22 protein-coding genes and 1 pseudogene are annotated in these 22986 nt (G+C 62.6%); 4 read left to right on the top strand and 19 right to left on the bottom strand.

Annotation, left to right across the window (positions count from 1 at the left end; genetic code table 11):
- Positions 1-16: 16 nt before the first annotated feature.
- The 10 genes from CQ14_RS22215 to CQ14_RS22170 form a co-directional block, all read right to left on the bottom strand.
- A complete protein-coding gene (locus tag CQ14_RS22215) occupies positions 17-757 on the bottom strand; it encodes a FadR/GntR family transcriptional regulator (RefSeq protein WP_057859957.1) in 741 nt (246 codons plus the stop codon).
- 154 nt (positions 758-911) lie between these two features.
- Positions 912-1259, bottom strand: a complete 348-nt coding sequence (locus tag CQ14_RS22210) for a RidA family protein (RefSeq protein ID WP_057859956.1) — start codon at positions 1257-1259, stop codon at positions 912-914.
- Positions 1260-1274: 15 nt separating this feature from the next.
- The gene (locus tag CQ14_RS22205; RefSeq protein WP_057859955.1) at positions 1275-2396 is read right to left on the bottom strand and encodes an NAD(P)/FAD-dependent oxidoreductase; all 1122 of its coding nucleotides are present in this window, start codon (positions 2394-2396) and stop codon (positions 1275-1277) included.
- Positions 2393-3808 carry a (2Fe-2S)-binding protein gene (locus tag CQ14_RS22200; RefSeq protein ID WP_057859954.1) on the bottom strand — a complete coding sequence of 472 codons (1416 nt, stop codon included), beginning with the start codon at positions 3806-3808 and terminating at the stop codon, positions 2393-2395. Before CQ14_RS22200 ends, CQ14_RS22205 begins: the two co-directional genes overlap by 4 nt.
- A complete protein-coding gene (locus CQ14_RS22195; RefSeq protein WP_057859953.1) occupies positions 3805-4101 on the bottom strand; it encodes a (2Fe-2S)-binding protein in 297 nt (98 codons plus the stop codon). The genes CQ14_RS22200 and CQ14_RS22195 overlap by 4 nt, the downstream gene beginning before the upstream one ends.
- Before the next feature lie 32 nt (positions 4102-4133).
- Positions 4134-5270 (bottom strand): NAD(P)/FAD-dependent oxidoreductase, encoded by a 1137-nt coding sequence (locus CQ14_RS22190; protein ID WP_057859952.1) that lies wholly within the window; start codon positions 5268-5270, stop codon positions 4134-4136.
- An 8-nt stretch (positions 5271-5278) separates the two neighbouring features.
- Positions 5279-6085 carry an ABC transporter permease gene (locus CQ14_RS22185; protein WP_057859951.1) on the bottom strand — a complete coding sequence of 269 codons (807 nt, stop codon included), beginning with the start codon at positions 6083-6085 and terminating at the stop codon, positions 5279-5281.
- The gene (locus tag CQ14_RS22180; protein WP_057859950.1) at positions 6082-6990 is read right to left on the bottom strand and encodes an ABC transporter permease; all 909 of its coding nucleotides are present in this window, start codon (positions 6988-6990) and stop codon (positions 6082-6084) included. The genes CQ14_RS22185 and CQ14_RS22180 overlap by 4 nt, the downstream gene beginning before the upstream one ends.
- Positions 6987-8027, bottom strand: a complete 1041-nt coding sequence (locus CQ14_RS22175) for an ABC transporter ATP-binding protein (RefSeq protein ID WP_057859949.1) — start codon at positions 8025-8027, stop codon at positions 6987-6989. Before CQ14_RS22175 ends, CQ14_RS22180 begins: the two co-directional genes overlap by 4 nt.
- Before the next feature lie 25 nt (positions 8028-8052).
- Entirely contained in the window at positions 8053-9090 is a 1038-nt protein-coding gene (locus tag CQ14_RS22170) for an ABC transporter substrate-binding protein (RefSeq protein ID WP_057860025.1), read from the bottom strand.
- 208 nt (positions 9091-9298) lie between these two features.
- Here CQ14_RS22170 and CQ14_RS22165 point away from each other — a divergent pair, with 208 nt between their 5' ends.
- Positions 9299-10222 carry a LysR substrate-binding domain-containing protein gene (locus tag CQ14_RS22165; protein WP_057859948.1) on the top strand — a complete coding sequence of 308 codons (924 nt, stop codon included), beginning with the start codon at positions 9299-9301 and terminating at the stop codon, positions 10220-10222.
- Positions 10223-10325: 103 nt separating this feature from the next.
- Here the strand turns inward: CQ14_RS22165 and CQ14_RS22160 are convergent, their stop codons facing one another.
- Positions 10326-10757, bottom strand: a complete 432-nt coding sequence (locus tag CQ14_RS22160) for a hypothetical protein (protein ID WP_057859947.1) — start codon at positions 10755-10757, stop codon at positions 10326-10328.
- 279 nt (positions 10758-11036) lie between these two features.
- Between CQ14_RS22160 and CQ14_RS22155 the strand changes: the two genes are divergently transcribed.
- The 3 genes from CQ14_RS22155 (at position 11037) to CQ14_RS22145 (ending at position 14362) form a co-directional block, all read left to right on the top strand.
- Positions 11037-11762, top strand: a complete 726-nt coding sequence (locus tag CQ14_RS22155; RefSeq protein WP_156435273.1) for a DUF4908 domain-containing protein — start codon at positions 11037-11039, stop codon at positions 11760-11762.
- A gap of 159 nt (positions 11763-11921) precedes the next feature.
- Positions 11922-12356 carry a hypothetical protein gene (locus CQ14_RS22150; protein ID WP_141688129.1) on the top strand — a complete coding sequence of 145 codons (435 nt, stop codon included), beginning with the start codon at positions 11922-11924 and terminating at the stop codon, positions 12354-12356.
- A 383-nt stretch (positions 12357-12739) separates the two neighbouring features.
- Positions 12740-14362, top strand: coding sequence for a caspase family protein (locus CQ14_RS22145; RefSeq protein ID WP_057859944.1), 1623 nt, complete (start codon positions 12740-12742; stop codon positions 14360-14362).
- Between the two features lie 316 nt (positions 14363-14678).
- Here CQ14_RS22145 and CQ14_RS22140 read toward each other — a convergent pair whose 3' ends face one another.
- The 8 genes and pseudogenes from CQ14_RS22140 to adh form a co-directional block, all read right to left on the bottom strand.
- The gene (locus CQ14_RS22140) at positions 14679-15035 is read right to left on the bottom strand and encodes a hypothetical protein (protein ID WP_156435271.1); all 357 of its coding nucleotides are present in this window, start codon (positions 15033-15035) and stop codon (positions 14679-14681) included.
- A 178-nt stretch (positions 15036-15213) separates the two neighbouring features.
- On the bottom strand, positions 15214-15993 hold the full coding sequence (locus CQ14_RS22135; protein WP_156435269.1) for a hypothetical protein: 780 nt from the start codon (positions 15991-15993) through the stop codon (positions 15214-15216).
- Positions 15994-16017: 24 nt separating this feature from the next.
- Positions 16018-17235, bottom strand: coding sequence for a sigma-70 family RNA polymerase sigma factor (locus CQ14_RS22130; protein ID WP_057859941.1), 1218 nt, complete (start codon positions 17233-17235; stop codon positions 16018-16020).
- Positions 17236-18289: 1054 nt separating this feature from the next.
- Positions 18290-18877: an adenylate kinase gene (locus CQ14_RS22125; protein ID WP_057860024.1), complete on the bottom strand. Its 588-nt coding sequence runs from the start codon at positions 18875-18877 to the stop codon at positions 18290-18292.
- A gap of 26 nt (positions 18878-18903) precedes the next feature.
- A pseudogene (acs, locus tag CQ14_RS22120) lies at positions 18904-20623 on the bottom strand (acetate--CoA ligase); the annotation flags it as partial.
- Positions 20624-20677: 54 nt separating this feature from the next.
- Positions 20678-20855 (bottom strand): acetyl-coenzyme A synthetase N-terminal domain-containing protein (locus CQ14_RS46610; RefSeq protein ID WP_245320453.1); only part of this gene is annotated, 178 nt, incomplete at its 3' end.
- A 110-nt stretch (positions 20856-20965) separates the two neighbouring features.
- Complete coding sequence (locus tag CQ14_RS22115; protein WP_057859940.1) at positions 20966-21325, bottom strand: DUF779 domain-containing protein; 360 nt, start codon at positions 21323-21325, stop codon at positions 20966-20968.
- Positions 21326-21398: 73 nt separating this feature from the next.
- The gene (gene adh / locus CQ14_RS22110; RefSeq protein ID WP_057859939.1) at positions 21399-22916 is read right to left on the bottom strand and encodes an aldehyde dehydrogenase; all 1518 of its coding nucleotides are present in this window, start codon (positions 22914-22916) and stop codon (positions 21399-21401) included.
- Positions 22917-22986 lie beyond the last annotated feature (70 nt).

Raw genomic sequence — 22986 nt, 5'->3', positions numbered from 1 at the left:
TTGGGTCTATTTCCGTTCAGCGCGAAACTTTGCGGCTCTCTTTCTCGCCGACGACGGCGCGCCTTCTGTATTCATCGCCGATCTCAAAATGCTTTCGCAGGGTCGCGTCCGCCCGCTCGGGATCCCGCGCGACCACAGCTTCAAAGATGCGCCTGTGATCGTCGATCAAGTAGGTCTTCATCGAGGGGAAGGCCTGAACCAGTTCGCGGCGTGTGCGATGGAACTGTGTAAGCAGGCCGGCCATCGAATTGTGCAGCACGACTAACGTCTCAGATCGGGATGCCAGCACGATCGCGCGATGGAATTCGAAGTCCGCAATCCCTCCGGCATCCGCCTCATCGATCGTTTCCGCAATGCGCGCCAGCTCGCGCTGCAGCCGCTCGAAATCCGTAATGCTTGCGCGCTCGCAGGCAAGTCGAATGGCCTGGCATTCGATCGCGATGCGGGCCTGCATCACGTCGTCCACCATGCCGGCCTGCTGGGCGAGCGCGAAAGTGAAGAAGTCGTTGAGGACGGAAATGTCCGGGCGCGTGACCACGGTGCCGATGCGATCGCGGATTTCTACAATGCCCAGCATGGTGAGCGCCCGCAGGGCTTCGCGGACGATGGGTCGGCTGACACCAAGTTGGCTCGCGAGTTCGCGCTCGGCGATCAAGCGGTCGCCAGGCTTGAGCGAACCCGCGATCAGACGCTTGCGCAGAAAGGCAAAAACCTTCTCGAAGCCCTTTTCGCCCTCGGCTGTTCGCTTGATCTCCATCCCCTATCCTATTGATCTTACCTTGGTAAGACCAATAGGATGACCAAGACAGGCCGTCAAGCCACCCCTTGCAATTGCTGCGTTGCGGCTTGCGTTGGAACTTGTGGTCTTGAGTTTCTAGTCCACAGAACTAGCCCAGAGGGACACTGTTGCTTCAGCCTTTGAGCGCGGTAACCACGACCTCGATAAGCGCATTGCCGCCGAGATCGGCTACGCCGACCGTTGCACGTGTCGGCAGATTGTCGCCGAAGAACTCAACCCAGGCCGCGTCCATTTCCTTCTTCTTCGTGAGATCCGTGACGAATATCGATGCGCTGACCACGCGTGACGTGTCCGTCCCCGCCTCCTTCAGATAGCCCGCGATCTTGCCGAGGATGTTGCGGGTCTGCTCACCCATCGAGACACTGGTGTCGTCGGCGATCGTGCCGCCGATGAAGACGAAGCCGTTGGCTTCGACGGCGCGGTGCATGATCGGAGTGCGGATGTTGCGGATGATGCTCATGATATCCTCTTGTTCCTAGAGCGTGGAGGGATGGAAACGGTCGATACCGAGATCGCCGATCCGGGTCTGGGTGCCGCCATTGACGATGAGCTCCGCCATCACGGCGCCGGCGCCGGGGCCAAGCTGGAAGCCATGCAGCGAAAAGCCGAACTGGTGATAGAGGCCCTTGTGACGGGCGCTCGGCCCAAGGACCGGCAGATCGTCCTTCATCCGCGCCTCGATGCCGGCCCAGGCGCGGACGATCGTCGCCCCGCGCATGACCGGAAACAGCTCGAACACGGTGCGCGCACTCACCGCGAGGCTGCGCCAATCCAGCACGGTCTCGTTGCGATCCTGATACGGCGTCGCCAAATGGCCACCGCCGATCAGCACAGTGCCGTTGGCGAATTGCTTGAAGGACAGTTTTCGGCCGCGCAGGATCACGACGGGATCGATGAAATGCGGCACACGCGAGGTGATCATCAGCATGGGTGCCACGGTCTCGACCGGGACCGGCTCACCGAGTGAAGCGGCGATTTGTCCGGCCCAGGCGCCGGCGGCATTGACGAGCACTGGCGCGGCAAAACTGTCCGCGCCGACGTCGACATGCCAGAACCCGTCAAGCTGCCGGATGTTGCTTGCGGCCACACCTTCGCAGACCGTGGCGCCGAGCGTGGCCGCCTTGCGTCGAAACGCCGTCGTGGTCTGCGCGGGATTGGCTGCGCCATCGCGCCGCGAAACTACGCCACCGGGACAGGTGTCGGCCACCGCAGGCACAAGCCGCTTGAGCTCGGCGGCGTCGATCAGTTCTTCATGGGTGAGGCCGAGCGCGTTCAACTCTGCAACCCGAGAGCGGCAGACCTCCAGCTCGGCCTGGTTCTCGGCGACCAGGACCTGGCCGTGGCTCTCGAAACTGCAATCGTCGTCGAGGAGATCCTCGATCCGCTCCCAGATTCCCATCGAGCGGATCGAGAGCGGGATCTCGGGGATGTGGCGCGCGAGTTGACGAACACCGCCGGCGTTGACGCCGGAGGCGTGCCGGCCGGCATAGTCCTTCTCGATCAGCACCGGCTCCATGCCGGCGAGGCAGAGATGCAGCGCGGTCGAGCATCCATGGATGCCGCCGCCGACGACGATCGCATCCACGCGTTTCGTCATCCCCTCACCACCGCCTTGACGTCATCCTCGGTCTTGGCGACGGCGGCAAGCTCGGCCAGCGTGATCGGTTTCACCGGAGCGCGCAGCCGGTAGTAGCCGATCTCCTGCGGGCTCTTGCCGCGCGCCTCAGCCATCAACTCGGTGACGGTGAGACCGCACAGCCGGCCCTGACACGGACCCATGCCGGTGCGGCGATAGGCCTTGAGCTGGTTCGGCCCGGTCGCGCCGATCGCGACCGCCTCGAGAATGTCCTTCGCGGTGACCTCCTCACAGCGGCAGACGACGGTATCGCCCGAGGGAATGCGGAACTGCGGCGCCGGGCGGAACAGCGTGTCGAGAAAGGCGCGGCCACGCTCGGCGTGAACCAGGCCCGTCCGCAATTCCGCCATCGGCGTCAGCTTGGCGGCCGATGCTGGCACAAGCGCCTCGACCGCGGCGCGTGCCGCGATGTAGCCGCGAAACACCGCAGCTCCGGCGCCACCGATCCCAGCGCCATCGCCGGCGATCGCGATGCCGTCGATCGACGAATTGCCGTTCTGATCGAGCACCGGCGACCAGCACAGTTGCGACTCGTCCCAGCGATGCTCGACACCGGCCGCCATCGCGAGATTGACGTTGGGCACGACGCCCTGATGCAGCAGCAGCAAATCAGCTTGCATCGTCTCGCGCCGTCCACCGGCCAGATAAGTCACCGTTGCGAGCTGACCGTCGCCGGCGGCGGAGAGTTCGCCGACGCCGGATACGACCGGCACTTTCGCCCGCACCTCCCGCATCAGGGCAAGGCCCTTGGCGAAATAGGGCGAGGTCAGAAAGGCGAAGGCATGCGGCAAAGCGGCGAGGTAGTTGCGGCGCTCGGTGGTGTCGAGGATGCGACCGATGCGGCCGCCGAGGCGCAGGATCTGCGCTGCGAGCAACCAGAGCAGCGGCCCCTGCCCTGCGATCACAGTGCGGCCGTCCGGCACCAGCGCCGACGACTTCAGCATCGTCTGCGCCGCACCCGCGGTCATCACGCCGGGCAGCGTCCAGCCGGGAATCGGAAACGGCCGCTCCAGCGCGCCGGTCGCAAGAATCACGCGCCGCGCCTTGACGAAGGCCGAGACACCGCCGACGGAGACGCCGATCTCGATATGACGATCGAGGCTCCAGACCGTCGCACGCTGGATGATCTCGGCGCCGCTTGCGCGCACCGCCTTCACGAGATCAGCGCCGACCCAGTAATCGGCACCGAGTTGAGCGCGCTCGGTCACCGGTGTCGATGCGATGGCGCGAAACACCTGGCCGCCGGGACCTGCATTCTCATCGAGCAGCAGCGTCGACAGGCCGGCCTCGGCGGCGGTCGCAGCGGCGGCGAGCCCGGCAGGCCCGGCCCCGATTACCACGACATCGTAAGCTTCGCGCTTGGGCGTGCTCATCGTCCGATCTCCCGCTTGCCCTTCTGGATCTCGACCTGCATCCCCTCGGCGACCGGCACCAAGCAGCCCTGGCGGTTGCCGACGCCATCGATGGTGACGAGACAGTCGAAGCACACGCCCATCATGCAGTAGGGCAGACGCGGCGCGCCGCTCACCGCGGTCGCGCGGCGCACGTCACGGCCGGATGCCAGCAGCGCGGCAGAGACGGTGTCGCCCTCGCGCGCGGCGATGGCGGCGCCATCGACGAAGATCTGCACGGATGGGCGTTTATCCTGATCGGATCGTTTGAACATTGGGATGCCTGTTGGCTCGTTGCCTGATGTCATCAATACCCGCTGCTGTTCGCGGCGCGGCGACCTTCGAAACGGCTCGCCGAGAAGGCGCCGACCAGCTTCGACTCAAGTGCGCCCGCCGCAACCATGCGCGCGATCTCGAAGGCGTGGTTGGAGGCGAGCGTCACGCCGGAATGGCAGCAGGCCACGAATGCGCCGGGATGGCTTTCCGACTGGTCGTAGATGGGAAAACCGTCCTGCGGCATGACGCGGATGCCGGCCCAGCTCCTGACGACGTTGAGCCGCGCCAGATGCGGAAACGTCCGCTGGGCGCGATCCGCCATCACGGCGCTGATCGAATGCTTCAGCGCGCGATCGTCGAGCTCGTCTTCCTTGCTGTCGCCGATCATCACCGTGCCCTCGTCGGTCTGGCGGATCGTGGTCAAGGGATGCGGCAGGAACGGCATGGTGCGCTCGGTCACCACGATCTGGCCGCGGGTCGGGCCCATCGGCGCCGACAGTCCGACCATCGGCGCCAGCGTCTGGTTGGCATTCCCGGCAGCGAGCACGACCTTGCCGGCGCGGATCTCGCCCTTCGGCGTCGCCAGGCTGAATTCACCACCATCAAGGGCGATCGCCGAGACCGCCCGCTCCGGGAAATAATCGATGCCGAACTGCTTGAAGCCGGTGTGGAAGGCGCGGAACGTGCGCAGCGAATTCACGTGGCCGTCGAGCGGACAAAAGCTGCCGCCGGAAACCTCGGGGCCGATCAGTGGCAGCCTCTTCTTCACCTCGGATGCCGACATCATCTCCATCCTGTAGTCGGCCGCGCCCACCTGGTTGTGCATGCGTGTGACGAGCTGGCCGCGTTGCTCGAACTCGTCATCGCCGAGCGTCAGATGGAAGCCGCCATTCTGCTGCAGGCACACGTCGAGACCGGTTTGCGCCTGCAACTCGGCGGCGAGCTTGCCCCAGGACTCCGACGCCCGCACGGTCCAGCCGGTATAGGCAGGCATGCCGAGACCCTTGCTCTGCACCCAGATCAGCGCAAAATTCGCGCGCGAGGCGCGCTTGGTGATATCGCCTTCGTCGAGGACGACAACCGTCTTGCCGAGCCGGCCAAGACCCCAGGCGATGGCGGAGCCGAGCAGCCCGCCGCCGACGACGGCGACGTCATAATCCCTGTGCATGGGTTCTCCTATCGTCCCGTGTCGCTCTTGCCGGCGAGCACGCGGTCGAGCCCATAGAAGCGGTCGAGCAGAATGAGCGCGGTCATGGTGATCGCGATGACGGTGGCCGAGATAGACGTCACCAACGGATCGATGTTGTCCTGAATGTAGAGGAACATGCGCACCGGCAACGTTTCGGTGCCGGGTGCGGCCAGGAAGATGGTCATGGTCAGATCGTCGAAGGACTGGATGAAGGCGAGCGCCCAGCCGCTGATGACGCCCGGCAAAATCAACGGCAATGTCACGCGGCGGAACAACGTCCAGCCGTCGGCGCCGAGCGAGATCGCCGCCATCTCGATCGAACGGTCCATGCCGGTGGCCGCCGCGAGCGTCAGCCGCAGCGCGAACGGAAACACCACGATCACATGCGCAACCAGCAGCGCCGCAAAGCTGCCGCCCATCCCGATCGACGTGAAGAAGCGGAGGAAGGCGACGCCGAGCACGACATGCGGAATCATCAAAGGCGACAGGAACAGCGCCGCGAGCGCGTCGCGACCGCGGAATTTATATCGCGCGATCGCCAGCGCGGCCGGCACCGCGAACAAGAGCGCCACGAAGGAAGACAGCGCGCCCAGGCCAAGGCTGACCCAGAAGGCGTGGACGAATTCGGGATAGCTCGCAATCGCCCTGAACCAGCGTAGCGAGAAGCCGTTGGTCGGCAGCGACAGGTAGCCTTCCGGCGTGAAGGCGACGAGGCAGACCACCGCGATCGGCGCCACCATGATGACGACGAAGATCGCATGGAAGGTCAGCGCGAGCGGGCCGTTCCGTCTCATCGGAACACCTCCGCATAGCGCCGCTCGATCAACGCGTTGCTGCCGACGACGATCAGCACCAGTGCGACGAGCAACAAGGTCGCGACCGCGGCGCCAAGCGGCCAGTTCAACGTGTTGAGGAACTCGTCATAGGCCAGCGTCGCCGCGACCTTGAGCCGGCGGCCGCCGATGATCGCGGGCGTGGCAAACGCGCTGGCCGAGAGCGAGAACACGATGATCGCCCCCGACAACACGCCCGGCATGATCTGCGGCATCACAATGCGGCGGATGATGGTCGGCGGGCTGGCGCCGAGCGACAGCGCGGCATTCTCGATCTGCGGATCGAGCCGCTGCAGCGCGGCCCACACCGACAGCACCATGAACGGCATCATCACATGCGCCAGCGCGACCACCATGCCGGTTTCGGTGAACATGAAGCGCAACGGCGAACCGATCAGCCCGAGCGACATCAGCAGCTTGTTGACGAGCCCGTTGTTGCCGCCAAACAGGAGCGCCCAACCGAGCGTGCGCGCCACCACCGAGATCAGGAGCGGCCCGAGGATCACGAGCAGGAAGAAGCTCTTCCAGCGCCCGCTCATGCGGTTGAGAATGTAGGCTTCCGGTGCGCCGAGCACCGCGGTGATCAGGGTGGTCAGAGCTGCGATGCGGAACGTCCGCCAAAACATCTCGGCGTAATAGGGATCGGTCGCGATCTCGTGCCAGTTCTTCAGGATGAAGACCGGCTCGATGCCCTTGTACTGGCCCCAGTCGTGGAACGACAGCATCACGGTCATCGCCAGCGGAATCACCAGCACACCGATGAACAGCATCAGCGCGGGCGCCGCGAGCGCCCAGGGCGCGCGCGCAGTCGGCGCATCCGCCGTCGCCGCGGCGTTTGCCGCAGCCGTGTCGGCGGCCGCGCTCATGCGGCGCCTCCGGCGCGCAGGCTCATATCGTCCACCCGCCAGGCAAGGCGAACCGCGTCACCTTCGGCAGGCTGCGTCTGACCGTCGTTCTGGCGGATCACGATTGCCGGACCGCATTCGCTCTCGCACTGGAACAGCCAGTGATTGCCCTGGAAGATGCGGGTGACGATCTTCGCGGCCAGACCAGCATCGCCGAAGCCGATCCGCTCGGGGCGGATGCTGATCGTCACAGGCCCGCTAAATCCGGCCGGCGCCGGCGCGCTCCAGGAGCCTGCGACCAGCCGCGCGGACGCATTCGTGCGATCGATGGTCGCAGCAAAGTCGTTGGTCTTGCCGAGGAACTGCGACACGAAGGCCGAGGCGGGTTGTTCGTATGTTTCCTGCGGCGTGCCGATCTGCTCGATGCGGCCCTGGCTCATCACCACGATCCGGTCGGACAGCGACATCGCCTCGTTCTGGTCGTGCGTGACCAGGATCGTGGTGGTCCCGAGCGTACGCTGGATCTGGCGCAACTCGATCTGCATGCCCTCGCGCAGCTTGGCGTCGAGGTTCGACAGCGGCTCGTCGAGCAGCAGGACGCTTGGCCGGATCACGAGTGCCCGGGCGAGCGCGACGCGCTGCTGCTGGCCGCCGGACATGCGGCGCGGATAACGCTCCTCATAGCCGGCGAGACCGACCATCGCGAGCGCGGCCCGAACGCGCTCGGCGCGTTCGGCGCGCGGCACCCGCCGCATTTCGAGGCCGAAGGCGACGTTTTCCGCCGCCGTCATGTGCGGGAACAGCGCGTAGCTCTGGAACACAATACCGAGCCCGCGCCTGGCCGGATGCACCGCCGTCAGGTCCCTCCCCTCCAGGCGGATCGCACCGCGCGACGGATCGAGGAAACCCGCGATCATCTGCAACGTCGTGGTCTTGCCGCAACCGGATGGACCGAGGAAGGAGACGAACTCGCCCTTGCCGACCGCAAGGCTGAAGTCGTCGACGACAGTCTGCGCCCCGAACTGTTTTGCGACGCGATCGAGCTCGAGATAGGCCATGGTGCTGTTCCGGTGCTACGATCAGCTAGCGTTCGACCTCGCGATTCCAGCGCTTGGTCCATTCCTCGCGCTTCTCGTTGATGACCGTCCAGTCGGGATTATAGAGCTTCGCCGCGCGCTCGCCGATCGGCGCCATCTTGCCGAGCTCCGGCGGGACCACGACGGACTTCAGCACCGGGCCGTAGCCATAATCCTTCAGCAACACGAGCTGGATCTTCGGATCGAGCAGCGCCTTGACGAAGCTCGATGCCAGCGGCGAGGCGTTGGGCTTGGCGACCGGGCATGCGCTGGCCAGCAGCGTGGCCGCGCCTTCCTTCGGATAGACGAAGTCGACGGGGAAGCCGGTGTTGGCAAAACTCTGCACGCGGCCCGTGCCCCAGACCGCCAGCACCGCCTGGCCGGACTGGAACAACTCGGTCATCTTGCCCGGCGACGGCTCATAGGCCAGCACGTTCGGATTGATCTCATTCTTGAAGATCTTGAAGCCGGCGTCGACATTGGCCTCGCTGCCGCCGTTCATCCGGGCAAGCATCAACAGCGCTTCCAGGCCGTAGGTGTTGTTGATGGGCGGTATGACGAGCTGCTTCTGGTACTTCGGATCCTTGAGATCGTTCCAGGAGGTCGGCGGCGCCCAGCCTTTCTCGGCGAACACCTTGGTGTTGTACATCAAGCCGGTGGCGACGATGCCGATCGCGACCGCGCGATCATCCTTGTAACGCGCCGTATCGTAGAGGTCGGCGGACAGGCCATCGAGCTTGCCGCAGAAGCCGAGCTGAATAGCCTGGTACATCGGACCGTCGTCGACGATGGCGACATCGATCTGCTGGTTGCCCTTCTGCGCCTGCAGCTTGGCCAGCGTGTCGGTCGAATTACCGGCGACATATTCAACCTTGACGCCGCCGTTCGCCTTTTCGAACGCCGGGATCACCTCGTCGCGGATCGTCTTCTCGAACGAACCGCCATAACCGGCGACATAGAGGGTCTTTTGCTGGGCCGAGACGACCGACGGAACCGCGAGGAGCGCCGCGATGCTGACCGCTGTCAGAACGCTGAGAGATTTCATGGGGTGACCGATCTCCAATACCGGGGCAAGGCTGACGATCTTGCCGCTGAAGCACATCCGCCTTTGCGGCCAAGGGGCTTCTGATCCCAATCTGCCGAAAAAACGGGCTGTCTCCAGCGTTGATGAAAAAGATCGCAACGAACCCTTCCGTCGTCCAATGAATAATGGCACGTTCTACATGCCTGAATGTTATGAACGGGGTCGGGGAATGGCGCGGATTAATTCGCGGCAGGTGGAAGCCTTTCGCGCGGTGATGCTGACCGGCAGCGTGACCGAGGCGGCGAAGTTAATCGCAGTGACGCAGCCGGCGGTGAGCCGGTTGCTGCGTGACTTCCAGGCGCTGTTGAAGATGGAATTGTTCGAGCGGCGCGGCACTGGACTGGTGCCGACCGCCGCGGCCATCGCACTCTACACGGAAGTGGAGCGCTCCTTTGTGGGCCTCGAACGCATTTCGGCGGCGGCCGAAGAGATCCGTGGCCGCCGCACCGGCACCTTGCGGATCGCAGCATTGCCGGCGCTCGCAAACGGTTATCTGCCGCGCCTCGCCGGGCACTTCCTCAAGGAACGGCCCAACCTCAACCTCGCCTTCTTCGGCGTGATCTCGCCGATTGTCGTCGACTGGGTGCTGAACGACCAGTGCGACGTCGGCTTCGCCGAAGTGCCGATCGCCCATTCCGGCCTGTCCAGCCTGCGACTGCCGGCGCCGGCACGCGTCGCGGTTCTGCCCGCCGGACATCGCCTCTCGGCAAAGGAGGTTTTGCAGCCGCGCGATTTCGAGGGCGAAACATTTATTTCGCTATCGGCTGGCTCAACCGGCCGGCACCTGATCGACCAGGCCTTCAATCGCGACGATGTCCGCCGCGTGCTGCGAGTCGAGACCGCGCTGTCGGAGATCATGTGCGGGTTGGTATCGTCCGGGCTCGGGGTTGCGATCTGCGATCCCTTCACCGCTCAAGAGTTCGCAACGCGCAGCGTCGTCGTGCGTCGCTTCCTGCCGCGCATCGATTTCGAATTTGCTGCCGTTTTTCCTGCACAACGCAGCCCCTCGCCTGTTGCTTTGGATCTGGTGGAAACAATGCGACAGGCGCTCGGCGAACTGGATGGGCTGCTTGATCGTCCGACCGACGCCTGATCGTCTTGGCAAACTCTGGCTTCAAATCGGGGCGGCGCAACATCGGGGGCGGCTCGCCCCCGATCCAGCAATGGTTGTTGGGCGCACCAGGACTCGAAGGCGCTTACAAATTGTTTTGTAGATACTCGAACACGTAGTCGGCGTCGTTGCTCGAATTGAAATTGACCTCGTACTCGATCGTGCCATCCTTGAGCGCAACCGTGCGCTGCGTTCCAAAACGGCAAGTCAGGCTTTTGATCTTCTGTTTGACGGCTTCCTTGCCGGCCTGGGAGTCACAGACGCGCCGCACGGCTTCGAGAGCTACGCCGCAGTAACCGTAGGCGCTGTAGGTCTTCCGATCTTCCGGCGTCGGCGGCTTCGACCAATCGAACTTCGCTGTGAGACTGTTGCCGCACCGCTCGTTGGTGGTGGTGGCTTCTCCCGTGAGATACTTCTCCTGGTCCGCGAAATACTCCTTGTCCTTGAGCGATTGCGCAAACGCTACCGAGGAGAGGATCGTGAGCCCGACGAGGGCGAGACCGACGTGGATATTCATAGCTGCCAACTCCGAATTAGATGTACATGCGCGCATCCCGTGCGAGCACGGCGTCCGGCCATTGTGACTGACCTAGGGATAGACGGACAGTGGCGGCGATTTTCCTGCGTCATCGCAGCACCTGGAGTGATGCATCTTGATTGAAGCATTTTGAACAATGAATGCGCCCTACTCAACGTGAGTGTCGGCCGCAAAAACTCCGCATTTATTTCTCACTTCTCCCTGCGCTTATCAGCAATACCGCATCCCGCGGATTGTCGTGATGCTGTGAGGTCCACCATGTCCGGACGTTTCCGAATGATCGTCGGCGCCGCCCTCACCTTGATCATCAGCCACGGCGACCTCGCCGCAGAGAACGGCCCACAGCTTCGCATCGGCCATTACAGCACCGGCACCGGATTGATGGGCTTTGTGATCGACCGCATGGGAACGCCGATCAAGCTGCGCTTCGACGGCTCCGACGAAATCCTGGCCGTGACCGCCGAGCCGGCTCCATACAATTCGATCACCCTCAAGCGCGATGACGGCGTCTCGGTTCTTCGGATCTACGAAACGGGCCGCATCCTGGTATTCAGCGACAAATTGTCGGGCGGTTCGGCCGACGCGTATCGCGACCAGGAAGCCGAGCCGCTCGTCGTCAAGAAGGCAACGAAGGAGCAGGCCGAGACCGAGGCCGAGTCCCTCGGGCGCAAGCTCAGGGGCGCGGGCGCCCCGGCGCTCACGATCTCGCTCGACGCGCCGCGCCTGTCCGATGACTCCGCCGCTTGGTCCGCCATGGCGGACGCAATCGCGGTCACCGGAAGCACGCTGGAGCAGATGCTCACCTCACCGATCGCACGCGAGATCATCGCGGCGAAATTGCGGCGCGTCGTCATCCGCGACGCCGACCAGGTTGACGTCAAGCTGGCGGACGACGCGCTGATCGTGGAGGTCAAGGCGAAGGAGGCGGTTACAGGGCGGCCATCCTCGGCGCGCCTCAAGTCTGCGATCGGTGACCTCCTGTAGCTGAATCTTTTACCTGGGGCACAAATTTACAGCAGCCGACGCGGAGAAAAATCTACGCCGGTCCGTCTCTCTATCGTGATGTGGTGGCGACGGCCGCAGGCTGTCTTGAAATATCACCGCAATTTGGTGCGCTATCTTGTCAAGAAAGAGAGGAATCCAATGTCGGGTCTGATTACTGGGCTGGTTTTGCTTGCGCTCGGCGCCCTTGCGGCTGCTTCGAGCATCGTCGCGAGGCGTCCGGACGCGAAGGCCTATATCGAAATGATGGTACCTTACCAGGGATGGTTCGGATTCATAACCTGCCTCTGGGGCGCCTGGATCATCATCAGCGCGATCATCAACCTGAACTGGTTCAGCTATGTGCCTGTCTGGTGGTTGACCTACCTCGCGACCGGCCTGCTGATTGCCTCGCTCGGCCTGCTGCTCGGCTATGCCTTGCTGACGAAGTACATTCTCAACCGCAGCGTTGAAGCGGCACAGCGCGGCGAGCAGATTCGCGCTGCCATTGTCCCCTATCAAACCGTGCTCGGTTATGCCGCGATCGTTCTCGGCCTATGGACGATCGTCGCTACGTTTCTCTATCGTATCGCCTAGAGCATGATCCGGAAAATCACGCCCGTCGGACCCCGATTGGTACCGATTTTCCGAAAAGATCATGCTCAACAATAAGCTAGGGCGCGATGACGATTCATCTTGAACGCATCGCGCCCCTTGCCTGCCGGTGGGGGCGTCTCGGCTCGTCATCAGCGTGACCATCAGCAATCTGGACCATTTTCATTACTTGCTGTGCTCAACGTCCGTTACGGGCCCATGATGAAGTTCGCGGCCAGCATGCCGACCCGGAGCATGCACATCATCCGGCCACAGAGCTCACCAACAATGAGTTGACGGATGATGGCGCTCAACCACCAAACAGTTTAGCCAACCGGACCAGACCGCCGCTCCATGAGCCCGCCACAGCATCGACGAGAACATTCATGCCAAGAACACACCTGTGCCTTGCGATCCTCGCGCTGAGCGTCGCGATAGGTTTCGCCACAACCGCGCGCGCGGAGAAACGCGTTGCCCTGCTGGTCGGCAATAACGCCTATGAGAACATTCCAAGGCTGCAGACCGCCGTCAACGACGCGCGCGCGGTCGGCACCGCACTGCGCAAGCTCGGCTTCTCGGTGATTTCCGTAGAGAACCAGTCGCGCCGTGCCATGAGCGAGGCCATGCTCGCCTTCGACAAGGCGATCGAGCCTGGCGACACCGCGCTGTTCTTCTTCGCTGGACACGGCTTCGAGATCCAGGGCCAGAACTACCTGCTGCCGACGGACATCCCGGAGGTCCGCGAGGGACAGGAAGAGCTGATCCGCGATTCCGCAATTCCAGCCGGCCGGATCATCGACCGGCTGCAGGGGCGCGGCGCCCGCACCGTGGTGCTCGTGCTCGACGCTTGCCGTAACAATCCGTTCGAGCGGCCGGGCGGACGCGGGCTCAAGGGCAGCGGCGGCCTCGCCGCGATGACGCCCGCCGAAGGCGTGTTCATCATGTTCTCCGCCGGCGCCAAGCAGACCGCGCTTGACCGGCTATCCAGCACCGAGCGCGCCTCAAACTCCGTGTTCACGCGCAACCTGATACTCCGGCTGGCGGAGAAGGACCTGACGCTGGTGCAGATTGCCAAGCGCCTGCAACTCGAGGTCCGGCAGCTGGCGGCGAGCGTTGGTCGCGACCAAACGCCGGCCTACTACGATCAGGTTGTTGGCGAAATCGTGCTCAACGCAAGCGGACGCCTCACACCTGCCGACCCACCGCCACCACAGACCACGGCTCTGCTCTCCGACGTCGACAAGCGCGCCACCGAGGCAGTGCCGGCTTCCCCGGCCGATCCTGAGACCGCCGAGCTTGACGCGCTGGCGGCCGCGAAGAGCTGGAGCGAGCTCCGCGGCCACCTGACAAAGGTGAGGCCGACGGCGCGCGACGCCCATTGGGCTTCGTTGGCCGAGCAAGCCGCGATCGGCGAATTAACTCCGCTTGCAACGTCGCCGCATCCATTTGACGATCGGCTTGCGGCGCTCGAGCACTATGCCACGACCTTTCCGATCCTGAACGACAACCCGAAATTCCTGGCCCTGCGCACGTCGATCGGCCTGTCCGCGTTCGGCGACTGCCTTGAGCAGGCCTACGCCGCCGATTGCCGCCGGCAACTGGAGAGCTTCGTGCGCACAACGCCCAAGAACGTTGGTATGGTGCGCGTCGACCTCGCGCGTGACGCCGCCCGTCTCGTCGGACGCAAGCTCAACCGCTCCGCCGCCACGCCATTTTTCGCCATCGCGATCGAGGCGCCGGCCGAAGCGAATGCGGCGGTCTGTGCGGATCCGGACCTGACGGACGCCGTCATTGCCGCGCTCGGCCGCCCCCCCGATTGGAATGAGGCCAAGGCAGCGGGAGCGCTCACGGAAGCTTGCTGGAACACACTCGGCACCGCAGTAGTAGCGCAGGTCGCGCGCGAGGCCGGCGAGAGCTATTACCTTGGCAATGCTTGTCCGATACTGCTGCAGCGCGACGCCTTGACAGGACTGCGCGCGGCCCGCTGCCGGGAAATCAAATCGCGATAAGCGAGATAGTCGCTGCAGTCGCGACCATCACGGTCGTAACATTTCCCTGCGCACGCCCCTGCTTTCGAGACCGTTCGTCGGAAGCACTCGTCTCATCTTGCACCAATAGCGCGGCGGATTCAGGATTGTCATCACGCTTTGGCTTGCTGCCTGAGCGTGATCTCCGCGCAACCGCAATTCTCGCAAGGGAAAACCAATATCCCACCCCGCAACAAAGTGCGGGGCGGGTGTTTTCGGATCGTGCTCTAGTGGGATGACCTCCAGGCCATCGAAGGATGGGACGAACGGATGCCCCACGCCTTCTTGTGCAGCTACATCAGAACGTGCAGCCGAAGGTTTGCAGCGATGCCTTCATCGCGTCCATCGTCTGCTTGCAGCTCTGTTCCATGGCTGGCTTCGTTGACGGGTTCTTGGCCATGTCGAGCCACGTCTTGCGCGTCTGGTCGAGTTGCGCCTTGTAGGTCGCACGTTGCGCCTCCGGAAGTTTCGACGTCACGCAGGTATCGTATTTTGTCAAGAAGTCGTCGCAGGCAGCGATACCGGTGCTCTGCGCACGTGCAGGCCCGGCGACGGCAATGACGAGCAGAACAGCACCTGCCGCATGCAACATCGGCAGCGCTCCGCGCATACTCAAGCGTGAGCTGATCGCACCTTTCGTCGTTGTGTGGCGCATTAATTTTTCTCCTTTGCAAGGTGTGAGTTTGGACGCAACACTGGAGCAGACGGACAGACTTTCACTTTTGGTCCGTCGCCAACGATTGCGACGTCTCCCTCTCGTCCTTGTGATCGGATCACAACCTACCGGCCATAACCGAGATGCGGTCCGGACGACTTGAAGCGTCGAGTTCAGGTCAGTTCGGTCTTGCGGAAGCGGGGCGCTCTTGCTTGTCGGCGCCCACCGGCTTTGGCCCGCATGGATCATTGTCTTTGGTGGGCGCCTCGCCTCGAGGATGCTCGGTTACAGTACCGCGGTCGCTTCCCGTGTTATCGGGTGTCGACTTCCTGGCCTGTTCGTTCGCGTCAACGCACGACTGAGCATCTTTCTTCTTGGCCGGACTGGACGGAGTCGCCACGATTCCGCGGCCCATCGCATCGCCGGCGTCGTCCGGCCTGACCGCGATCGGTGCGCCGTCTCCAACCATCTTCATGACAGCCGGGATCGCGATCACAGCCAGAGCGGCGAGAGCGACGCCGGACCACGCAACCGAACGTCGGTACCAAGCGACCGGAGCGACCGACACGGCCGAAACCTGCGGCCGGTTCTGTTCCGGCGCAGCAAGAACATCGGCCGCCTGCACCATCAAGCCCGCAGGAACTGTCGCAGGCCGCGCCTGGATTTCGTCCAGCAGGTCCGCCGCCGCGGCCAACTCCGCGCGGGCCGCCGGGTCGTTGACAAGTCTCGTGGCGACAGCATCCCACTCTGCCCGCGGCAGGGAACCGTCGAGAAACGCGGCGATCTCTGCGTTGTCGATCTCCCCCCATTGACCTGCTGCAACGGAGCCTTGCCCCACCCCCTCGGAAATGGTCCGCGACAGTTTCGCGCGAAGCAGCTCAAGCGTCTGTAGCCGGTCGGAGCGGCCGTCGTCCTCGGCGTGCGCTGACGCCGGTTCGTGACTGGGGCGTTCGATCATCGGGTAAAATTCCAATACCCATGTTTAGACGGACATATCGGAATTCTTTTCCAATTGCACCGTAATTTCTTTTAACCATTTCTGGCTGCGCTGCTTCAAACGATAGACGTCCTCGACCGGACAACCCATCAGCCGCGCAATGCCACGTGCTGGCAACGGCTCATTGGCCGAAAATACAATCTGAAGGTACAATCGTTCATCGGAAGGAAGCTTTTCCGCTGCCGCATTGATGGCGGCGACGAGGGCAGCGCGACGCTCTTCCTCCTCAAAGAGCAGCAGCCGGTCCTCGGGAGTTGGCGATGAATCCGCGATCGAAATACTTCCGCCCTCGCCAAGCAATGCGTCAAGCGAGACGGCCTCGGTCGCGGGCGACGCGCGCTCCAGCCTCACGATACCGCCAAGGCGCGCCACCGACTCGGCGATGTCAACAGCCGTCGGATCTTGCGCCAGCCTGCCGCGCAGCGCGGCGGCAAGCCGATCGGTATCCAGCGGACACCCCTCCCACACCACGGCCGTATAAATCGCCTGGTCGAGCGGCGGTGAACGGGAAATCGCCGCGGGCATACGCCGTCGAGGCGTTTCACGCCGCACGAGATCGATCAGGATACGATCGACCACTGTCAGAATATAGCCGGTGAAGCTGCCGCGGCCTCCGTAAGAGCGGATGCGACGGAAATCATTCTCGATCAGCTTGAGGCATACTTCCTGATACGCGTCCTCGCGACCGGCTCTACCGAGTTTGCTCGGCAGTTGCTTGGCGATTCGGCTACGAAGGTCAGCCCCGAAGTAGCGCGAGAATCTCTCCCACGCCTCGCGCGGCGTTTTGCTGAATTGCCCGGCCAACTCGTCGGCGAGAACATCGCGAGCGACAAGCGACAAATAAGTCGTGATCCGTGAACGCCCGTCGAACCCCCGCAGCCGCGCATAATCGTCGGCCTTCAATGATGCGACGATGTGAAGGAATGCAGCTTCCGCCTCGGCTCCATCGCCTACCAGCTTCACGACGATCGACCACAGCGTCGTCGAGACGTGTTCGAGAAATCTGCTCGCCGCTCCGACCTCACCGGACAGGACGGCATTGACGAGCGCGTGCTCAAAGTTGCCGCTCAGCGGCGGCACAATCTGCATCTCGGAAGAGGCCGGTCGTTCGGCGACCGCATTGGCACGGTCCGCATCCTCGTCATGTCGCTTGGCCTTCTTCGGGACCAACAGATTCTGGACCAACAGGCTGCGCGACCACATGAGCTCTCTCCTGACAAACAGTCGAGCCACCGAACGACAGTTGAACAGCCAGAGACTGCGGCCTCACCAAGTTGGCCTTTTTTGTCGCCAAACAACCGGTTTTTGTCGCCGCACAAGTGGTCTTCCAATCTGGCGAGATTATGAATTGTAACAATGCAGCAGGCGCGGAGACTGCAAATGAATGATGCATTGCGAGTCCTGAGTGAAGGCTTCAATTGCGGCGCAAGCGACATTTGCTGCCCTGACACGGACCAAATTTGTCACAACGATGCGCCCCCAAATGCCACAAGCCACGTTGCGGCGATCGCCGCGTCCGCCTACCCATTGAAACTGCAGAGTTATCACGGTCGGCATCAGCGGCGATGCGCGCGCAGGATCGGCAACGGGCTTCCAGGATTCGATACAACCAGGATTTGAACTTTATACTTTCTCCCTGTGATTGCATCCTTCGCCTGGTGTTACCGAGGCGTCACGGTCGGCAAAAATCTACAATCGTCCGTCTTACGAACTGAAATGCGGCACGGCCCCATTCATGACGACGCGGCGGGATCGTGACGCGCCACGCCAACGCATGCGTTGTCTAGCTGACGCGGCGCGCTTCTATGGCGGATCGGTTCTGAGCTCTGGCGTTCAGCCTGGGTTCTCGCCGAGGAAGCAATTCCCGATTGCTTGGAAAGGGACGCCCCCCATTCTCCCGAGCGAGAGCGCCGTGGCGACTTGGCCATTTGTCGGAATGGCTATCGCGCGTGGTCCCTAGGCTATTGAAAGGCTTGGTGGGCGCACCAGGGCTCGAACCTGGGACCCGCTGATTAAGAGACACGCTGCTAGCGTTGATTTCTCAAGAGAATTTTTCCAACCAAGCCAAAATCCGATCATTACGGATTAATGGCTTACAGCGAAAAATCCAACCGTCTGCAGACCTGCCGTCCGCCTACAATTGATCGCTGGGATTCAGTTCAAGTTACGATTTGCCTCCTGCGCGTCCCGAACGTATGCATATTTTCTAAGCTATTGATTTTTCTTACTGTGACGGTCGATTCACTCCTACTCAATGTCAGGCGAACGCTGACAGTACCGCCGCGACTTCATCGGTCACGGTGTCAATCGGCTGCAGCCCGTCGACGACATGGAGCAGACCTTGCGACCGGTAGTACGCGGCGACGGGGGAGGTTTGTGCGCGGTAGGCTTTCAGCCGGGTCTTGAAGACTTCGGGGTTATCGTCACGGCGCACGGGCTGACCCTTGTTTCCCGCTTCCTCGGCACGGCCTCTGATGCGGACCAGAAGCACATCTTCATCGACCTCCAGCTCAAGGACTGCATCGAGTCCGATTCCCCTGACTGCCAGTTCTCGATCGAGGGCCTCGGCTTGCGCCACGGTCCGGGGAAACCCATCGAGGATAAAGCCGCTGGCGGCTTCCGAATGGTCCATTCGATCGGCAACGACCGCAATGACGACATCGTCAGGCACGAGATCCCCACGCTCCATGATATCCTTGACACGCACCCCGAGGGCCGAGCCTGAGGCCACCGCTTCGCGCAGCATGTCGCCGGTCGAGAGTTGCGGAATGCTAAATCGTTTGGCCATTCTCGTCGCCTGCGTGCCTTTTCCCGCGCCCGGCGGCCCCAACAGAACCAGTCTCATCACCATGCTCCCCTTCACAACCTGCTCTACCGATTCTTGATCAAATCATCCACCACCGCTGGATCGGCCAATGTCGACGTGTCGCCAAGCGCGCCAAATTCATTCTCCGCGACCTTGCGCAGGATTCGACGCATGATTTTTCCGGAGCGGGTCTTGGGCAATCCCGGCGCGAACTGGATGACGTCGGGAGCCGCGATCGGGCCGATTTCCTTGCGAACCCACGCGACGAGTTCTTTGCGCAACTCCGCGGAAGGCTCCCTACCCGTCATCAGGGTCACGTAGGCGTAGATGCCCTGTCCCTTGATCTCGTGTGGAAAGCCGACGACCGCGGCTTCGGAGACATCCTTGTGCGCTACGAGCGCACTCTCCACCTCGGCTGTTCCCATCCGGTGGCCCGAGACGTTGATGACATCATCGACGCGGCCGGTGATCCAGTAATACCCGTCGCTGTCGCGCCGGCAGCCATCTCCGGTGAAATACTTGCCCGGAAAGGTCGAGAAATATGTCTGCATGAAGCGTTCATGATCGCCGTAGACGGTTCGCATCTGGCCCGGCCAGGAATCGGCAATGACGAGGTTTCCTTCACAGGCCCCTTCCAACACCGCGCCGCTGGCGTCCACGACCTCCGGCCGGACCCCGAAGAACGGCAACGTGGCAGAACCTGGCTTCAACGCGGTCGCGCCCGGAAGCGCCGTAATCATGATGCCGCCGGTTTCGGTTTGCCACCAGGTGTCGACGATGGGGCAGCGCTGATCCCCGACCACGCGGTGATACCACTCCCACGCTTCCGGATTGATCGGTTCGCCGACGGAGCCGAGCAGGCGAAGCGAGGCGCGGCTGGTCCGCTTGACCGGCTCCTCGCCCGCCGCCATCAGCGAACGGATCGCGGTTGGCGCAGTATAAAAGATGTTGACCTTGTACTTGTCGATCACCTCCCAGAACCGCGACATCGATGGGTAATTTGGAATCCCCTCGAACATCAGCGTGGTCGCGCCATTGGCCAGCGGCCCGTAGACGATGTAGCTGTGGCCAGTGACCCAGCCGACATCGGCCGTACACCAGTAGACGTCGCCATCGTGGTAATCGAACACGTATTGATGCGTCATCGAAACGTAGACGAGATACCCGCCTGTCGTGTGAACGACACCCTTCGGCGCTCCGGTTGATCCCGACGTATAGAGGATGAACAGCGGATCCTCTGCATTCATCTCGGTCGGCGTACATTCAATTAACGCCTTTGCCACCTCGTCCTCGTACCACACGTCGCGGCCATTGACCCAATCGATCGCACCACCGGTGCGCTTGACGACGATCATCGTTTGCACGATGCCCGGTGCCTTCTTTACTGCCGCATCGGCATTGACCTTCAATGGGACCTTCCGCCCCCCGCGCAGCCCCTCGTCCGCCGTGATCACGACCTTCGAACCACATCCCTCGATCCGCCCGGCGAGCGCGTCCGGCGAAAAACCTCCGAACACGATCGAATGGACGGCTCCGATGCGGGCGCAGGCCAGCATGGCATAGGCAGCTTCCGGGATCATGGGCAGATAGATCGTGACCGTATCGCCCTTCGTTACGCCGTGCCCCTTCAGCACATTGGCGAGACGGCAAACGTTCTCGTGCAGCTCCCGGTAGGTGATGCGCTTGGAGTCACCCGGGTTGTCCCCTTCCCAGATAATCGCGGTCTGATCGGCACGGTTGGCTAGATGGCGGTCGATGCAGTTCATCGACACGTTCGTGGTGCCGNTCCTCGAACCATTTGATGGTGACCTTGCCGGGATCGAAACAGGTGTTCTTCANCCTTCGTATAAGGCTTGATCCAATCGACTCGCTTACCATGATGATCCCAGAATCCATCCGGATTCGAGGAGGAGAAGGCATACATTTCGCGATACTTTGACGCGTCCACGTAGGCCCGCTCCGCCCAACCCTTCGGCACTTCGTAGCCAAACTCTTCCAGGCTCACTCGCGTGTTCATTGGATACCCCATCCTTACATCCCAAGACGCTCGCTATCTGTTTCGCAAAGATCCGAAATCTCTTCCTCAGGCCAACGCCAATGCGCCGGCAGGCGGACGATCGCCTGTCGTCACGCAGATGACCGCGGCGCGCCCAGGCTCGTCGAACAAATCCGCGAGCGCGTCAGGAACCGCACTTCCCGGCCGTTATCGAGGGAGAACATCCCGCCCCGCCCGGGAACGACGTCGATGATGAGGTCAGTATGCCTCCACGCCTCGAACTGCGAGGCGCTGATATAGACTGGAGCACCACCGATATGACCGAGCAGAACGTCGGTGTCCCCGAGAATGAATCCGTCCTTCGGATAACACATCGGCGAGGACCCATCGCAACAGCCTCCGGACTGATGAAACAGGACCGGCCCGTGCTCCCGGACGATTTCCTCGATGAGCCGGAGCGCTGCCGGCGTCGCCGAAACCTTGTCTTCCACGCGTGCCTCCGTGAAGCCCAGAAAAGCTGCCGGCGCGGACTAAAGCGGCCGCGCCGGCAAGTCTGGGGAGAGCTCAGAAGAAGCCGAGCTTCTTGGGACTGTAGCTGACCAGCATATTCTTGGTCTGCTGATAGTGGTCCAACATCATCTTGTGGGTCTCGCGGCCGATCCCCGATTGCTTGTAACCGCCGAACGCCGCATGCGCGGGATAGGCGTGATAGCAATTGGTCCAGACACGGCCCGCCTGAATCGCGCGGCCGAAGCGGTAAAGCCGGTTGGCGTCGCGGCTCCAGATGCCCGCGCCCAGCCCATAGAGCGTGTCGTTGGCGATCGACAATGCCTCGTCATCGTCCTTGAAGGTCGTGACCGAAACCACCGGACCGAAGATCTCCTCCTGGAAGATGCGCATCTTGTTGTGGCCCTTGAACACGGTCGGCTTGACGTAATAGCCGCCGGCAAGGTCGCCCGGCAGCAAATTACGGGAGCCACCGGTCAAGACCTGGGCGCCCTCCTGCCGGCCGATATCGATATAGGACAGGATCTTTTCGAGCTGTTCGCTCGAGGCCTGCGCGCCGATCATGGTGGCAGGATCAAGCGGGTCTCCCTGAACGATCGCTTCAACGCGCTTGAGCGCACGCTCCATGAACCTGTCGTAGATCGCCTCGTGGACGAGCGCCCGGCTCGGACAAGTGCAGACCTCGCCCTGATTGAGCGCGAACATCACAAAGCCCTCGATCGCCTTGTCGAAGAAATCGTCGTCTTCGGCCGTGACGTCCTTGAAGAAGATGTTGGGGGATTTTCCGCCGAGCTCGAGTGTCACCGGAATGAGGTTCTGACTGGCATATTGCATGATCAGCCGGCCCGTCGTGGTCTCGCCGGTGAAAGCGATCTTGGCGATGCGCGGCGAGGACGCGAGCGGCTTGCCGGCCTCCAAGCCGAAGCCGTTAACGATGTTGAGCACGCCTGGCGGCAGAAGATCCGCGATCAGATCGATCCAGACCATGATGGAAGCCGGGGTTTGCTCGGCCGGTTTCAGCACCACGCAATTGCCGGCCGCAATGGCAGGGGCCAGTTTCCAGCAGGCCATCAGCAGCGGGAAGTTCCACGGAATGATCTGGCCGACGACGCCCAGCGGCTCGTGGAAATGATAGGCGACGGTGTCGTGATCGATCTCGGAAAGGCTGCCTTCCTGGGCGCGAATGGCGCCGGCGAAATATCGGAAGTGGTCGATCGCAAGTGGCAGGTCGGCCGCCGTAGTTTCGCGGATCGGTTTACCGTTATCCCAGGTTTCCGCCAGCGCCAGGCGATCAAGATTCTCTTCCATCCGGTCGGCGATCTTGTTGAGAATGATCGCGCGTTCCGCAACGCTGGTACGCCCCCAGCCCTCCTTCGCGGCGTGCGCGGCGTCGAGCGCAGCTTCGATATCCTGCTCGTTCGAACGCGCGATCTCGCAGAGCAGCTGGCCATTCACCGGTGAGCCATTTTGGAAATACTTGCCGGAGCGCGGCTCGGCCCATTTGCCGCCGATGAAGTTGCCGTAGCGCTTTTCGAAGGGAACTTTCGCGGCCCGTGAAACCTCAACCTTGTTCATAGTCGTCCTCCTCAAATTGCGGCGCTTGATGCGGCGCTTTGAGGAGAAGCTCGCCGAAACTGGGTCCGCT

Source organism: Bradyrhizobium lablabi (assembly GCF_001440475.1).
Lineage (GTDB): Bacteria > Pseudomonadota > Alphaproteobacteria > Rhizobiales > Xanthobacteraceae > Bradyrhizobium > Bradyrhizobium lablabi.
Note: the sequence above shows the minus strand (reverse complement) of the source record. Positions and strands in the feature narration are given on the sequence as shown.

Coding starts and splice junctions, on each gene's coding strand:
- CQ14_RS22190 (WP_057859952.1), bottom strand. CDS start 5,270: ATGCACAGGGATTATGACGTCGCCGTCGTCGGCGGCGGGCTGCTCGGC.
- CQ14_RS22125 (WP_057860024.1), bottom strand. CDS start 18,877: ATGAGACTGGTTCTGTTGGGGCCGCCGGGCGCGGGAAAAGGCACGCAG.
- CQ14_RS22155 (WP_156435273.1), top strand. CDS start 11,037: ATGTCCGGACGTTTCCGAATGATCGTCGGCGCCGCCCTCACCTTGATC.
- CQ14_RS22210 (WP_057859956.1), bottom strand. CDS start 1,259: ATGAGCATCATCCGCAACATCCGCACTCCGATCATGCACCGCGCCGTC.
- CQ14_RS22200 (WP_057859954.1), bottom strand. CDS start 3,808: ATGAGCACGCCCAAGCGCGAAGCTTACGATGTCGTGGTAATCGGGGCC.
- CQ14_RS22175 (WP_057859949.1), bottom strand. CDS start 8,027: ATGGCCTATCTCGAGCTCGATCGCGTCGCAAAACAGTTCGGGGCGCAG.
- CQ14_RS22195 (WP_057859953.1), bottom strand. CDS start 4,101: ATGTTCAAACGATCCGATCAGGATAAACGCCCATCCGTGCAGATCTTC.
- CQ14_RS22215 (WP_057859957.1), bottom strand. CDS start 757: ATGGAGATCAAGCGAACAGCCGAGGGCGAAAAGGGCTTCGAGAAGGTT.
- adh (WP_057859939.1), bottom strand. CDS start 22,916: ATGAACAAGGTTGAGGTTTCACGGGCCGCGAAAGTTCCCTTCGAAAAG.
- CQ14_RS22150 (WP_141688129.1), top strand. CDS start 11,922: ATGTCGGGTCTGATTACTGGGCTGGTTTTGCTTGCGCTCGGCGCCCTT.
- CQ14_RS22205 (WP_057859955.1), bottom strand. CDS start 2,396: ATGACGAAACGCGTGGATGCGATCGTCGTCGGCGGCGGCATCCATGGA.
- CQ14_RS22130 (WP_057859941.1), bottom strand. CDS start 17,235: ATGTGGTCGCGCAGCCTGTTGGTCCAGAATCTGTTGGTCCCGAAGAAG.
- CQ14_RS22185 (WP_057859951.1), bottom strand. CDS start 6,085: ATGAGACGGAACGGCCCGCTCGCGCTGACCTTCCATGCGATCTTCGTC.
- CQ14_RS22160 (WP_057859947.1), bottom strand. CDS start 10,757: ATGAATATCCACGTCGGTCTCGCCCTCGTCGGGCTCACGATCCTCTCC.
- CQ14_RS22135 (WP_156435269.1), bottom strand. CDS start 15,993: ATGATCGAACGCCCCAGTCACGAACCGGCGTCAGCGCACGCCGAGGAC.
- CQ14_RS22140 (WP_156435271.1), bottom strand. CDS start 15,035: ATGCGCCACACAACGACGAAAGGTGCGATCAGCTCACGCTTGAGTATG.
- CQ14_RS22180 (WP_057859950.1), bottom strand. CDS start 6,990: ATGAGCGCGGCCGCCGACACGGCTGCGGCAAACGCCGCGGCGACGGCG.
- CQ14_RS22145 (WP_057859944.1), top strand. CDS start 12,740: ATGCCAAGAACACACCTGTGCCTTGCGATCCTCGCGCTGAGCGTCGCG.
- CQ14_RS22165 (WP_057859948.1), top strand. CDS start 9,299: ATGGCGCGGATTAATTCGCGGCAGGTGGAAGCCTTTCGCGCGGTGATG.
- CQ14_RS22170 (WP_057860025.1), bottom strand. CDS start 9,090: ATGAAATCTCTCAGCGTTCTGACAGCGGTCAGCATCGCGGCGCTCCTC.